Annotated in this window: 10 protein-coding genes; all 10 read left to right on the top strand. The window is 64.7% G+C overall.

The genetic code is table 11. The features are described 5' to 3' along the window. Positions 1–1,260 (top strand): chromosomal replication initiator protein DnaA (gene dnaA / locus C665_RS14035; RefSeq protein ID WP_004315518.1); only part of this gene is annotated, 1,260 nt, incomplete at its 5' end. A 60-nt stretch (positions 1,261–1,320) separates the two neighbouring features. Then, positions 1,321–2,430 carry a DNA polymerase III subunit beta gene (dnaN, locus tag C665_RS14030; protein WP_004315516.1) on the top strand — a complete coding sequence of 370 codons (1,110 nt, stop codon included), beginning with the start codon at positions 1,321–1,323 and terminating at the stop codon, positions 2,428–2,430. Positions 2,431–2,479: 49 nt separating this feature from the next. Continuing rightward, on the top strand, positions 2,480–4,981 hold the full coding sequence (gene gyrB, locus C665_RS14025) for a DNA topoisomerase (ATP-hydrolyzing) subunit B (protein WP_004315514.1): 2,502 nt from the start codon (positions 2,480–2,482) through the stop codon (positions 4,979–4,981). Between the two features lie 447 nt (positions 4,982–5,428). Continuing rightward, positions 5,429–6,769, top strand: a complete 1,341-nt coding sequence (locus C665_RS14020) for a DNA cytosine methyltransferase (protein ID WP_004315512.1) — start codon at positions 5,429–5,431, stop codon at positions 6,767–6,769. Positions 6,770–6,771: 2 nt separating this feature from the next. Next, entirely contained in the window at positions 6,772–8,346 is a 1,575-nt protein-coding gene (locus tag C665_RS14015) for an ATP-binding protein (protein WP_004315510.1), read from the top strand. Then, complete coding sequence (locus tag C665_RS14010) at positions 8,343–10,604, top strand: Z1 domain-containing protein (protein WP_004315508.1); 2,262 nt, start codon at positions 8,343–8,345, stop codon at positions 10,602–10,604. The genes C665_RS14015 and C665_RS14010 overlap by 4 nt, the downstream gene beginning before the upstream one ends. After that, a complete protein-coding gene (locus C665_RS14005; RefSeq protein ID WP_083854709.1) occupies positions 10,601–11,584 on the top strand; it encodes a PD-(D/E)XK motif protein in 984 nt (327 codons plus the stop codon). Before C665_RS14010 ends, C665_RS14005 begins: the two co-directional genes overlap by 4 nt. Before the next feature lie 205 nt (positions 11,585–11,789). Beyond that, the gene (locus tag C665_RS14000) at positions 11,790–13,136 is read left to right on the top strand and encodes an NYN domain-containing protein (protein ID WP_004315503.1); all 1,347 of its coding nucleotides are present in this window, start codon (positions 11,790–11,792) and stop codon (positions 13,134–13,136) included. 91 nt (positions 13,137–13,227) lie between these two features. Continuing rightward, entirely contained in the window at positions 13,228–13,782 is a 555-nt protein-coding gene (locus tag C665_RS13995) for a DUF2760 domain-containing protein (protein ID WP_004315499.1), read from the top strand. Then, positions 13,779–15,004: Hsp70 family protein (locus C665_RS13990; RefSeq protein WP_004315497.1), on the top strand; the 1,226-nt coding region annotated here is incomplete at its 3' end. The genes C665_RS13995 and C665_RS13990, both read left to right, overlap by 4 nt.

Below are 15,004 nucleotides of genomic sequence, written 5' to 3'. Positions count from 1 at the left end.
GCCGCACGCCCGGCGCGCGCCGCAGCCACGGCGGATGTCGCTCCGGCGCGCGCGAGCGCGCCGAGGTCGGCGATCGAGGCCACGCCCGCCCAGGCGGTCGAAACGGCCGAAACAGCGCCCGCAGTCCTCGATACGGTGGACGCCGCCGAGCCGGCGGAGCCGCCCGTGCGCCCCCGGCGTGCCGCAGCACCCCGCTCCCACAGCAGCGAACCGAGTTCCGGCCTCGACCTCGCCTACGAGAAGACCCGACTCAACCCCGACTTCACCTTCGACACCCTGGTCACCGGCCGCGCCAACGACCTCGCCCGCGCCGCCGCCATGCAGGTGGCGCAGAACCCGGGCACGTCCTACAACCCGCTGTTCGTCTACGGCGGCGTCGGCCTGGGCAAGACCCACCTGGTGCACGCCATCGGCAACGCGGTGTTCCGTCACAACCCGCGCGCGGTCATCCGCTACGTGCACGTCGAGGACTACTACGCCGACGTGGTGCGCGCCTATCAGCAGAAGAGCTTCGACGCCTTCAAGCGCTACTACCGCTCGCTCGACATGCTGATCATCGACGACATCCAGTTCTTCAATAACAAGAACCGCACCCAGGAAGAGTTCTTCCACGCCTTCAACGCGCTCACCGAGGCGCGCAAGCAGATCGTCATCACCTGCGACACCTACCCCAAGGACATCCAGGGCCTGGAAGACCGCCTCATTTCCCGCTTCGACTGGGGCCTCACCGTGCAGATCGAGCCGCCCGAGCTCGAGATGCGCGTCGCCATCCTCAAGAAGAAGGCCGAGGCGCTGCGCGTGCTGGTCGACGACGACGTCGCCTTCCTGATCGCCAAGAACCTGCGCTCGAACGTGCGCGAGCTCGAGGGCGCGCTCAACAAGGTCGTCGCCTACGCACGCTTCCACGGCCGCCAGATCGGCCTCGAAGTCGCCAAGGAGGCGCTCAAGGACCTGCTGCACGCGCACAACCGCCAGCTGTCGATCGAGCACATCCAGAAGACCGTCGCCGACTACTACAAGATCAAGATCGCCGACATGCACTCCAAGAAGCGCACGCGCGTGATCGCGCGCCCGCGCCAGGTGGCGATGTGGCTGGCCAAGGAGCTCACGCCGATGTCGCTGCCGGCGATCGGCGAGGCCTTCGGCGGCCGCGACCACACCACCGTGCTGCACGCCTGCCGCACCATCACCGAGCTGCGCCTCGGCGACGCCCAGCTCAACCACGACGTCCACGTGCTCACCCAGGTCCTGCGCGGCTGAGCCGGTTGAACGCCAATCCATCGAACACTCCCGATCAACCCATCGACCCGATCTGACGCCATGCTCCTGCTCACCACCACCCGCGATGCGCTCCTGGCCCCGCTGCAGTCGGTCGCCGGCATCGTCGAGAAGCGCCACACCCTGCCCATCCTGTCGAACGTGCTGATCGAGAAGCACGCCGACCAGCTCACCATGCTGGCCACCGACATCGAGATCCAGATCCGCACCACCACCGGCGGCCACATCGGTGGCGAGGACGCCTCGATCACCGTCGGCGCGCGCAAGCTGCAGGACATCCTGCGCGCCCTGCCCGACTCCGCCGAGATCTCGCTGACGCTCGACGACAAGCGCCTCACCGTCAAGGCCGGGCGCAGCCGCTTCCAGCTCCAGACCCTGCCCGCCGCCGACTACCCGCGCCTGAACCCGCCCACCGATGCCGCTGCGCACCTGAGCATCGGCCAGCGCACCTTCAAGCGCCAGCTCGCCCAGGTGGCCTACGCGATGGCGCAGCAGGACATCCGCTACTACCTCAACGGCCTGCTGCTGATCGCCGACGGCGGCGAGCTGCGCATGGTCGCCACCGACGGCCACCGCCTCGCCTACGCCGCGTCCGACCTCGAGGCGCCCATCGCCACCCGTACCGAAGCCATCCTGCCGCGCAAGACCGTGCTCGAGCTCGCCCGCCAGCTCGCCGACAGCGACGACCCGCTCGAGATCCTGCTCGCCGGCAACCAGGCCGTGTTCCGCTTCGGCCCGATCGAGCTCGTCACCAAGCTCATCGACGGCAAGTTCCCCGACTACGAGCGCGTGATCCCGACCGCGCATCCCAAGCTGATCCACTTCGCCCGCCAGCCGCTGCTGTCCGCGCTGCAGCGCGCCGCCATCCTCACCAACGAGAAGTTCCGCGGCGTGCGCATGGTGCTCGAGGACGGCGTGCTGCGCATCGCATCGACCAACGCCGAGCAGGAAGAGGCCATGGACGAGCTCGAGATCGACTACCAGGGCGACAAGCTCGACATCGGCTTCAACGTCACCTACCTGCTCGACGTGCTCAACAACCTGAGCTCCGAGACGGTCGACTGGCGCTTCAATGACGGCAACTCCAGCGCCCTCATCACCCTGCCCGGCAACGACAAGTTCAAGTACGTCGTGATGCCGATGCGCATTTGAGTAGCCGCCGCACCGCAGCACCCGTTCTTTACGAATCACCGAGATGACCATGTCCGAACCGCAAGACCAGCCCACCGCATCCGCCAAGGCGCACGAAGACTACGACGAAACCAGCATCCAGCAGCTCGAAGGGCTGGAAGCGGTGCGCAAGCGCCCCGGCATGTACATCGGCGACACCTCCGACGGCACCGGCCTGCACCACATGGTCTTCGAGGTCGTGGACAACTCCATCGACGAGGCCCTGGCCGGTCACTGCGACGACATCGTCATCACCATCCACGCCGACAACTCGATCTCGGTCACCGACAACGGCCGCGGCATCCCGGTCGGCGTCAAGATGGACGACAAGCACGAGCCCAAGCGCAGCGCCGCCGAGATCGTCATGTGCGTGCTGCACGCCGGCGGCAAGTTCAACCAGAACAGCTACAAGGTCTCCGGCGGCCTGCACGGCGTGGGCGTGTCCTGCGTGAATGCGCTGTCCAAGTGGATGAACGTCACCGTCGCCCGCGACGGCAAGCGCCACCTGCTCGAGTTCGAGCGCGGCAAGCCGCAGAACCGCGTCATCGAGGTCGTGGATGGCGTCGAGGTCAGCCCGGCGCGCGTCATCGGCGAGACCACCAAGCGCGGCACCAAGGTGCATTACCTGGCCGACGAGGAGATCTTCGGCACCATCGAGTACCACTACGACATCCTCGCCAAGCGCCTGCGCGAGCTCTCCTTCCTCAACAACGGCGTCAAGATCCGTCTCATCGACCAGCGCACCGGCAAGGAAGAAGACTTCGCCTTCGCCGGCGGCGTCAAGGGCTTCGTCGAGTACATCAACCGCGCCAAGACGGTGCTGCACCCCAACGTCTTCTACGCCACCGGCACCACCCGCATCCCCACCGGCCACGGCCACGACGCCGAGCTCGCGGTCGAGGTCGCCATGCAGTGGAACGACAGCTACCAGGAACAGGTGCTGTGCTACACCAACAACATCCCGCAGGCCGACGGCGGCACCCACCTCACCGGCCTGCGCGCGGCGATGACGCGCGTCATCAACAAGTACATCGAAGAAAACGAGATCGCCAAGAAGGCCAAGGTCGACATCACCGGTGACGACATGCGCGAAGGCCTGGCCTGCGTGCTCTCGGTCAAGATGCCCGACCCCAAGTTCGCCAGCCAGACCAAGATGAAGCTGGTGTCGTCCGAGGCCCGCCCGGCGGTGGAAGAAGTCGTCGCCAGCAAGCTCGGCGACTTCCTGCTCGAGAACCCGCTCGACGCCAAGACCATCTGCAACAAGATCGTCGAGGCCGCGCGCGCCCGCGACGCCGCGCGCAAGGCGCGCGAGATGACGCGCCGCAAGGGCGTGCTCGACGGCGTCGGCCTGCCCGGCAAGCTCGCCGACTGCCAGGAAAAGGACCCCGCGCTGTGCGAGCTCTACCTCGTCGAGGGCGACTCCGCAGGCGGCTCCGCCAAGCAGGGCCGCGACCGCAAGTTCCAGGCGATCCTGCCGCTCAAGGGCAAGATCCTCAACGTCGAGAAGGCGCGCTTCGACAAGCTGCTGCAGAGCCAGGAGATCGCCACCCTCATCACCGCGCTCGGCACCAGCATCGGCAAGGACGACTACAAGCCCGAGAAGCTGCGCTACCACCGCATCATCCTGATGACCGACGCCGACGTCGACGGCGCCCACATCCGCACCCTGCTGCTCACCTTCTTCTACCGCCAGATGCCCGAGCTCGTCGAGCGCGGCCACATCTACATCGCCCAGCCGCCGCTGTACAAGATCAAGCACGGCAAGAGCGAGATGTACATCAAGGACGACAGCGAGCTCTCCAACCACCTGCTGCGCCTCGCCCTCGACGGCGCCGTGCTGGTGCCGCGCGAAGGCGCCGAGCCGATCAGCGAAGAGGCCCTCGGCGGCCTGGCGCGCACCTACCTGCTCGCCGAAGCCGTCACCCGGCGCCTGGCCAGCTACATAGACCCCGAAGTGCTGCAGGTGATGCTGGCGCACGACATCGAAGTCAGCCTCGACGACGAAGCCGCCGCCCGCGCCTCGGCCGAGCGCATCCAGCCCCACCTGCCCGAAGGCCTGCAGATCTACGCCGAATACCACGACGAAGCCGAGGGCTGGCGCCTCACCATCGAGCGCCTGCACCACGGCAACCGCAAGTTCGGCTGGGTCGAGCACGACTTCCTCGTCTCCGGCGACTACCGCGCCATCCGCAACGCCGCCGAAGCCATCTCCGGCCTCATCGGCCCCGGCGCCGAGATCCGCCGCGGCGAAAAGCGCCAGACCGTCTCCCGCTTCGCCGACGCCATCAAATGGATGCTCGCCGACGTCGAACGCGGCATCACCAAGCAGCGCTACAAGGGTCTGGGCGAGATGAACCCCGAGCAGCTGTGGGAGACCACCATGGATCCGGCGGTGCGCCGCTTGCTGAGGGTGCAGATCGACGACGCCATCGCGGCGGACGAGATCTTCACCACGCTGATGGGCGACAACGTCGAGCCGCGCAGGGCGTTCATCGAGGGCAACGCGCTGTATGCGCAGAACATCGATGTGTGACACCTTGTGTAGATGACCTCATAACCTGAGAATCCGGGACCTATAAATTGAAAAATTTATGGGTCTTTCTATATTCATAGCCCTAAACTACTAACGGCCTCTCGGAGCCCCTTCGGCTCCTTTGGAGGTTTACGGCCGGTAGCCATGTCAGCTTCTTCTCGCCGTACCTGTCGAGCGGAACAGGTTGCACATGTTTGGTATTGCGGTAATGCTGGCCCCCTCGGGTATGAAGCAAAGCAACGACTCCCATACCATCGACCTCAGACGTGCCCGGTAACCCAAGACCTCCGTTGCAGGCCTTATCAGGTAAATTCTTCCTTCATTTATCCCGTGGATTAGTGGGTAACGAACCTGCTGGAACTAGCTAGGTTTATGGCAAAATCATGGGGCGTCCGCTGGACGGGAGGCTATTAGCTATTCGGCGGGCTGTTTTATAAAGCTTTTCAAATGACAACGTTCAGATTCATCGACCTATTCGCTGGTCTGGGTGGATTTCATGTCGCGCTCGAAGCGCTCGGGGGCAAGTGCGTCTTCGCCGCCGAAATACAACCGCATCTGCAGTCGGTCTACGAGGACAATTTCGGGCTAAAACCTACCGGTGACATCCGTAGCGTTGTCCCCTCCGAAGTGCCTGACCATGACGTCCTTTGCGCAGGTTTCCCCTGCCAAGCCTTCTCGAAAGCTGGCGACCAGGCCGGCTTCAATTGCTCCCGTCAGGGAACACTGTTTTTCGACGTGGTCGCCATCCTTCAGGAGAAGCGCCCGCGCCACTTCATCCTCGAGAACGTACCCAACCTCCTCCAGCATAACGAGGGCAAAACCTATGCCCGCATCAAGCAAGACCTTGAGGCCTTGGGTTACTGCGTGACTGAAAGGAAGTTTTCCCCCCACCATTTTGGCATTCCGCAGGTGCGGGAGCGGGCGTACATCGTTGGCCGGCTCGGCTCACTGGCAGGCTTTGCCTGGCCAGAGCGGGAGGTGCAACCAACGGACATCACTGACGTCCTCCTCGATTCGCCGGACGATGCGAAACCCTTGTCCGAGAAAACGCGCCTTTGCCTAACAGTGTGGAACCGGTTTTTGGAGCTATCTCCTCCTGAGGTCGACCTGCCGTCGTTCCCAATCTGGTCCATGGAATTCGGTGCCACCTATCCGTTCGAGGAAACTACCCCTTACGCTGAGAGGGCTCGCGGCGGCGCGGAAGCTTTGAGCGCCTACTTGGGCACACATGGAAAGCCGCTGGCTGGACTGCCGCTCGACGAGCAGTGGAAAACGCTTCCAAGCCACGCCCGCACGGCTCAAGAACAGTTTCCGAAATGGAAGAAGGATTTCATCCGCGCGAATCGTAAGTTCTATGCGGACAACCGGCACTGGATTGACCCGTGGCTGCCCTCCGTAAAGCCCTTCGTCTCATCACATCAGAAGTTTGAGTGGAATGTGAAAGGCGGCGAGCGGAACCTGTGGAAGTACGTCATCCAGTTCCGCGCTTCTGGCGTACGTGTCAAACGTCGCACCACCTCACCCAGCCTGGTGGCGATGACGGACACTCAAGTTCCCATCATCGGTTGGCAGGAGCGCTACATGACGCCTCGCGAGTGCGCGAAGCTCCAAAGCCTGGGCCACCTCAAGTATCTACCCGAGCCGCAGGGGCGCGCCTTTGCGGCACTTGGCAACGCCGTCAATGCCAAGGTTGTCGAGAAGGTTGCCCGCGCATTGCTGCTCCAGCCGTGTCACTCCTTGGAAGAGCGAACTCCCCCTGAACGAGTAACCATCCTAGAAGCAGCATAGCCATGGACATGTCAGGCCGCGCCGTACCGAGAATTAACATCCGCCCGGAAGTCAGCATGCTTTCCGTGCTAAAGCATCTCAACTACAAGGCGTGGTTTGCTGTCGCAGAGTTCATCGACAATAGCATTCAGAGCTACCTCGCCAACGAGGATGCCTTGAGGGCGGTTGAAGGCCCTGACTTCAAGCTACGAATCCATATTGGACTCGACGCGTCGGCAGGCCGCATCGAAGTCAGCGATAACGCGGCAGGAATTGCATTGTCGGACTTCCCCAGGGCTTTCCGGCCCGCCGAGGTTCCTCCAGACAGGTCCGGCCTTTCCGAGTTCGGCATGGGCATGAAGGCCGCCGCATGCTGGTTCACCGACCTTTGGCAGGTCCGCACCAAAGCGCTCGGGGAGCCTGTTGAACGCATCGTGCGTTTCGACATCAGCGACATCGTTAACCACAAGACGGAGACTCTCCTTGTCGAGGAAGTTCCGGCCGACCACACGGCGCATTACACAGTCATCACACTGGAGCAACTGGGCCCCCGCTTCCCGCCAGCCCGGACCCAGAAAAAGCTGAAGGACCACCTCACCAGCATCTATCGCATGTTCCTGCGGCGTAACGACATCGAACTAATTTGGGATGTCGATGGGCACACCTTAGAGTTCGCCGAGGTGGCCATCCTCGATGCGCCGCCTGCCACGAACCCACATCTACCAGCGGTTGAATGGAGAAAGGACGTACATCTGGACTTCGGCGAGGGTCGCATCATCCGCGGATTTGCGGCACTCCGCGCAGAGGGTTCGACAACGCACGCCGGGTTCGCCTTGTTCCGCAGGAACCGCCTGATAGTCGGCAGCGACGATGAGACTTTCCGCCCGCAAGACATATTCGGGAACACCAACAGCTATCGCTATCAGCGGCTATTCGGGGAACTGCAGATAGAAGGCTTCGAGGTCTCCCACACCAAGGACGGCTTCAAATGGAACGAACTCGAGCACGACGTACTTGAGCGCCTACGCGCCGTTCTGGAGGAGGAGCCATTAAATCTGCTCAGGCAGGCCGAGCAACATCGTACGCGGCAAACACGCGCCACCGCCAAGCCAGCCGCCCAGAAGGCGACGGAGGCCGTAACCACCGACCTGAAGAAGGCAGCCGGCGAGGTGCTCAGTGCTACTCCGGCGGCTCCGGAACTGGAACACGTCGTCCCACCGACTTCTGGACATCTCGACTCCGACCCGGTGTCGGAGCGTTCGGTGGAAATCCTCGTGGACGGCAAGCGTTGGCACATCACCCTGCGCATGACCCTGGACCCAAGCGTCAACGAATGGCTACGCTTCAGCGATGAGAAGGTCCCTCAGCTGTTCGACGACTTGGAGGACCATCACCTCACCGTAGACGTCTCCCTCGCCCACCCGTTCGTTGAGCAGTTCGTCGGCCCGGACAACGAGAACATGGAACTAATGGTCCGTTTTGCCACGGCGATAGCGGTGGCACTGACCAAGATGAAGCACAGCGGCGCCGACCCGCGTCTGCCGCTGCACTACATCAACCGCCTCTTGCGCGATTCCCTCTCAGGCAAGCTGCCATGACAATCACCATCGAAGAACTACGCGGCATCAAGCCGGACCTGCGTTGGGAGCCGATGCAGGGCGAGGTTACCGAGGACTTCCTGCGGCGCAAGGAAGCCGCCGGTGAAGCCCGCGCCGATGAGTTGCATACCGTCGCTTTCGAGGCTCACCGCATCTTGGGACGTTGTGTCCCGCCCACCGAGCCGCGCGGGGAGGCCACCGGACTGGTGGTGGGGTATGTGCAGAGCGGCAAGACGCTTTCCTTCACCACACTAACCGCCTTGGCGCGCGACAACGGCTACGGCCTCGTCATTCTCATTGCGGGCACAATCGATACGCTAAAAAGTCAGTCTGAGGAGAGGCTCATTCAGGACCTCGGCCTCTCCGGCGACAAGCCGGGACAGCCGTGGGTGCATATAGCCAACCCCGCTACAGGAACCAGCGATTTCGAGGCACTAAAGCTCATGGTGTCCCGTTGGAAGTCCAAGGCTGTACCGGTCCGCAAGAAGAAAACCATTCTCATCACGGTGCTCAAGCAGCATCAGCGCCTTGCGAGCCTCGTGGAGTGCCTTGCGCACAAGTCACTCAACCTGCAAGGCGTGCCTTGCCTCGTTATCGACGACGAGGCGGACCAAGCGAGCCTCAACAACTTCACGGCCAAGAATCAGAAGACGCGACAGAACAGGGTCAGCGCCAACTACCGCGAGGTTACCAACCTCAAGTCAGTGCTACCGCATCACACCTACTTACAATACACGGCGACCCCACAGGCTCCGCTTCTAATCTCGCTCGTGGACGCACTTTCGCCAGATTTCGCTGAGACGCTCACCCCGGGCGCAGCGTACGTCGGCGGCAGCGTCCTCTTCGCTCCCCGCTCGCCCTACGCCCGTGAAATCCCCACGGCCGAAGCCACGGCCGTGGCCGCCACCTACCCAATGACGCCCCCGACGCTGTTGGAGGCGCTGCGTCTGTTCCTACTCGGGGCATGCGCGCATGCATTGTCCGGGGCAGATTCCAACCGTTCGATGATGGTGCATCCGTCGCAGCAGACCGCACCGCACACGCAGTATCTAAGTTGGATAAAAGCACCACTTGTTGCGTGGAAGGAGCAACTGGGGAATAACGAATTGCGTAGCATCCTAAAGGAGGGCTTCAAGGCAGCCTATGCGGACCTGAAAAGAACCGTCGGGGACGCCTTGCCGCCACTGGACGACTTGTTTGGGATGATGGACGAGGTGCTGGCCACCGTGATGGTTCGGGAGGTGAATTCCACCGGCAAGGGGGCTGACCCCATTCGCTGGGGCGACAATGAGTACTGGATATTGGTGGGCGGCCAGAAGCTGGACCGCGGTTACACCGTCAAGGGCCTGACGGTGACCTACATGCCGCGACCACTGGGGGTGGGCAACGCCGACAACCTGCAGCAGCGCGCCCGGTTCTACGGGTATAAGCTCGGATACCTGGGCTTCTGTCGGGTATATGTGCGGGAGGACGTGAAAAGAGCTTTCGAAGCCTACGTCGAGCATGAGAACCTCATCCGAACCGAACTCGACCTGACCCGGGGCCAGCCACTGAAGGCATGGCACCGCAAGTTCATTCTGGCCAACGGATTGCAACCGACCCGCCGTAACATCATGGGCATCCAACTCGACGAGGTGGTGACGTCAGAGTGGTTGCATCCGAAGACGGCCTACGCAAACAAGAGCGCTGTCACGGCGAACCGCAGATGCTTTGCTGCCTTTTTATCCTATCTCCGCACACATTTCGACGAGGTAGAGGCACAGGAGGCAGACCCGGAGCGTTACCTGGATAAACGCACGGATTCGCCGCGCAACAAGTTGTTTGAAGCCGTACCCCTGTCGGAGGCCTATTCGCGTCTATTGGATGCAATGCATCTGGACGATGTGCGGGACGCAACCGAGCGCGCGGCTCTCCTCGTCGCACTGGGGCAACTGCTAACGGCAACACCAGACGCGAAATGTGATGTGTTCCTAATTGGGGACCTGCAGTCGCAGAACCGTTCCCTGGCGGCTAAAGGAGCAATCAATCAGGTGTTCATGGGTAAGAACCCCAACACCGACGACCGGGCACGACTGCGCTATTGCGGCGACCGGGACCTGCGCACCGAAAGCCGAGTCACGCTGCACTTGCGAAAATTCAGTTTCCCGAAGTCCCCTGTTTCCCCGGACGATGAGAGCTTGGATGTACCCTGGTTCGCCCTGCACATTCCCGACGCATTGAAACGGCGCGTCTTGCTTGAACCGGGCCGCGCTGCATGACCACCTCCTTACTGTGGGAACGGTTTACAGCGCTCGGGCAGAATGATGATACCGGCGCACTGACAGCCCTTCGTCTGTCGGGGCATGGCACTCATTTCCTGGCAAAAGGGTTGGCCGGTGAGCCAGTCCTCCTGCTACGCGCTGGCAAGCGCCGGGTGCCGCGTATCCCGCTCGGCTTGCGCCACATGCAAGTAGAGTTCGACGTCGAGTGCACGGTTCGCGACACAAACGGGGATGCCGCTCCTACACGGGTCTCCGCAACCTTCTGCCGCGCCGCCTGCGACCCCGGCACCCCTGGGCTGCACCCGCTGTTCGTCCATGCCTTGGCGGGTGCCGTCGAGAACCTTCCCGCAGAACTGTCGCCGGGCGAAGTAGACCACTTCTTCGACGACGCAGTGGAGTTGTTCCGTGCGTTCGCTGCTCCCGCACGCACGTCGGTGCTCGGCTTATGGGGCGAGTTGTTCCTCATCGCGGCATCGCCCTGCCGCGAAACCCTGTTGGCGGGTTGGCATGTATCGCCCGACCAAGCATTCGACTTTGCCTTCCCGAACGCTTTCGTGGAGGTCAAGACCACGGCCCGGCACAATCGCCAACACGAGTTCGCGCTCACTCAATTGCGCAACACTCATCTGCCGGTTTTCATCGCCAGCATTGTCGCGGAGCAGAGCGATGCTGGGGAGTCAGTTTTTGACCTGGCCGCCACCATCCAGGACGGCTTGGCACCTGCCAATCATGCCAAGCTTTGGCGACTTGTGGCGGAGTCTGTCGGCGGCGACGCAGAAGGGGCGGCTGACCTGCGCTTCCTGCGAGCGGCAGCGGTCAACTCTCTGCGCTTCTACGCCGCTGCAGCTCTACCAGCACCTGAGGTGCCCGCTGCCGTCACGCCATGCATTTCCGCCGTGAGGTTCAGCCTTGACCTGGACCGCGCACCAACTTTGGCGCCAATCTCCGCATCTGAGGTCTGGCAAAAGCTGAAATAGACGGCCATCTACGAAGCCACGTAACAGTAGCACTCTGGCTTGGCACGTATATCGATAAGCGTATAGGCGAGAACCAACAGATGACCGACAGTTCAGCACGCAAGTGCTTGTTTCAACTGAATCACACTTCCATAAATGCCACCATACGACGCCCATCACGGCCCGGCCACGACTTGTCCCTGACCCCCCCTCTCCGCGAGACACCTTGAAAAGCGCCCTCTTCGTCGACTTCGACAACGTCTATTCCGGCCTGCGCAAGCTCGACCCGGCCATCGCCGACCGCTTCGCCCGCCAGCCCCTGGAGTGGGTGAACTGGGTGATCGGCGCGCTCGAGCTGCCCGACCACGCCCCCGCCGGCGCGCGCCGCCGGCTGCTGGTGCGGCGCTGCTACCTCAATCCGCAGGCCTACCAGCGCTTCCGGCCATCCTTCAACCTCGCCGGCTTCGAGATCATCGACTGCCCCGCGCTGACGAGCGAGGGCAAGACCAGCACCGACATCCACATGGTGCTCGACATCATCGACCTGCTGCAGCACGAGGCCCGTTACGACGAGTTCATCGTGTTCTCGGCCGACGCCGACTTCACCCCGGTGCTGCGCAAGCTGCGGCGCTGGGATCGGCGCACCACGGTGCTGGCGATCGGCTTTCCGTCCGCGGCCTATCGCGCCTCGGCCGACCTGCTGATCGACCCCGACGAGTTCGTCCGCAACGCCCTCGGCTTCAAGGACGAGGACGAGGCGCCCGGCGCCGGCGCGCCCCCTGCCGACGTCGCCCCGGAAAGCCTGTCGCTCGCAGCGAGCGCACGTTTCGCGCAGGCGTCGCCGGAAGCGGCCCGGAGCGTTCCCCCGGCCTCGCTCTCCAGCGGCGCCGACGCCCTCGACCACGACCTCGCCGAGATCGTCGAGACCATGCGCGTCGAGGTCGCGCGCTCGGCCGCGCCCGTCCCCTGCAGCCGCCTGGCGAGCCTGATCACCACGCGCCACCCCGCCCTCGCCGCCGACTGGAACGGCAAGGGCAGCTTCCGCAGGTTCGTCGACAGCCTCGACCTCGCACCGCTGCGTTTCGACTGGAGCAACAGCGGCGGCTTCGTCTTCGATCCCGCCCGCTCCGGCGCCGGCATGCAGGACGGCAGCGTCACGCCCGACTGGGGCGAGGACCAGGACATCCTGCCGCTCGCCATGCAGATCCACGAGGTCTCCGGCGTCCCCCTGCTCGGCCCGGCCGAATACCGCGCGCTGTTCTCGATCATCGAGGACGACGTCGGCCGCCATTCCTTCGACCTCAAGGAAACCGGCAAGCGCGTGCGCGACCGTCTGCGCGAAGCCGGTCTCGGCGGCAGCCGGCTCGACGTCAACTGGATCCTGCGCGGACTGCTGATGCGCGGCCACGCCTTCGGCGAGGGGCAGGACCGCGCCGCGACGCTCGCCACCAAGACGGCGAACAACGTGCGCTCGCTCTGCCTGCGCGAGCAGATGATCCTCGACCGCGCGGCCGAGACCGCGATCGCGCGCTGGTTCGGCACCCATCCGGCTCCCACCCGCAGCGGGCAGTGAGCCGATGCGGGTGCCGCGGCCCTCGACTCCGCCTCCCACACGCTTCTGAGCTATATTGCGTCGCAACAGATCCAGCACGAGGACCACCCCCATGGCCAGTCGCAACCCCTCCTTCTTCCGCCGCATCGGCCTCGCCTTCTCCGTCCTCTTCGGCGCCGAGCTCGCCGGCCGCCTCGTCCGCCTGCGCGAGGAAGGCGCAGACACCGAGGCCGCTGCCGGCACCGAGGACGCCGCCGCAGCCGCCCAGCCCGCCATCGTGCGCGAGACCACCCCCGAGGCCGCGCTGCAGCTGCTCGGCCTGCTCCAGCGCGACGCGCGCTTCATCGATTTCGTCCAGGAAGACATCGCCGCCTATTCGGATGCCGACATCGGCGCCGCCGCGCGCGTAGTGCACGAGGGCTGCCGCAAGGTGCTCGACGAGCACTTCGCCATCGCGCCGGTGCGCGACGAGGCCGAAGGCAGCCGCCTCACCCTGCCCGAAGGCTTCGACGCCGCGGCCGTGCGCCTCACCGGCAAGGTGGTGGGCAAGCCGCCCTTCACCGGCACCCTCGGCCATCGCGGCTGGCGCGTGACCGACACCCGCCTGCCGGCGCTGGCCGAAGGCCACGACGCCAGCGTGATCGCCCAGGCGGAGGTGGAGCTGTGAGCGCCCCCGCCCGCTACACCCTCGGCATCGACCTCGGCACCACCCACTGCGCGCTCTCCTATGTCGACCTCGAAGCCAGCGACGGCGACCAGGCCGCGCAGCAGGTGCTGGAGATCCCCCAGCTCACCGGCCCGGGCAGCATCGAGGCGCGCCCGCTGCTGCCCTCCTTCCTCTACCTGCCGCACGCCGACGAGCTCGCCCCCGGCGACCTGAGCCTGCCCTGGGGGGCGACGCAGGATCACGCGGTGGGCGAGTTCGCCCGCAGCCGCGGGGCGGCCACGCCGATCCGCCTGGTGGCCAGCGCCAAGAGCTGGCTGTGCCACCCCGGCGTCGACCGCCGCGCCGACATCCTGCCCGCCGAGGCGCCGCCCGAGGTGGCGCGCATCTCGCCGCTGACCGCCTCGGTGCGCTACCTGTCGCACCTGCGCGCGGCCTGGAACGCCGCCCATCCCGAGGCGCCCTTCGACGCCCAGGACGTCACCGTCACCATCCCGGCCTCCTTCGACCCCGCGGCGCGCGAGCTCACCGCCGAGGCCGCGCAGGCCGCCGGCTACCCGCCGATCACCCTGCTCGAGGAGCCGCAGGCGGCGCTCTACAGCTGGATCCAGCGCAGCGCCGGGCAGTGGCGCAAGGAAGTGAAGACCGGCGACCTGATCCTGGTGGTCGACGTCGGCGGCGGCACCACCGACCTGTCGCTGATCGCGGTGCTCGAGCGCGAGGGCAACCTCGAGCTGCACCGCGTGGCGGTGGGCGAGCACATCCTGCTCGGCGGCGACAACATGGACCTGGCGCTGGCCTACACGGTCACGCGCAAGCTCGCCGAGCAGGGCACCCGGCTCGACCCCTGGCAGACGCGCGCGCTCGCCCATGCCTGCCGCGGCGCCAAGGAGGCGCTGCTGAGCGACTCCGACCTCGACAGCGTGCCGGTGGTGGTGCCGAGTCGCGGCTCGAAGCTGATCGGCGGCTCGATCCGCACCGAGGTGCGGCGCGAGGAGCTGGTCGCCACCCTGGTCGAGGGCTTCTTCCCCCGCGTCGCGGTCACCGAGATGCCCATCACGCGGGCGCGCGCCGCGCTCACCCAGCTCGGCCTGCCCTATGCGCAGGACGCGGCGGTCACCCGCCACCTCGCCGCCTTCCTCACCCGCCAGCTCGGCGCCACCGCCAATCTCGAAGGCTTCGCCGCGCAGCCCGAGGGGAGCGTCTTCCTGCACCCCACCGCGGT

Origin of the sequence: Thauera aminoaromatica S2 (assembly GCF_000310185.1) — a bacterium.
Lineage (GTDB): Bacteria > Pseudomonadota > Gammaproteobacteria > Burkholderiales > Rhodocyclaceae > Thauera > Thauera aminoaromatica.
The sequence above is the reverse complement of the archived record's forward strand: the minus strand, read 5'-3'. Positions and strand labels throughout refer to the sequence as shown.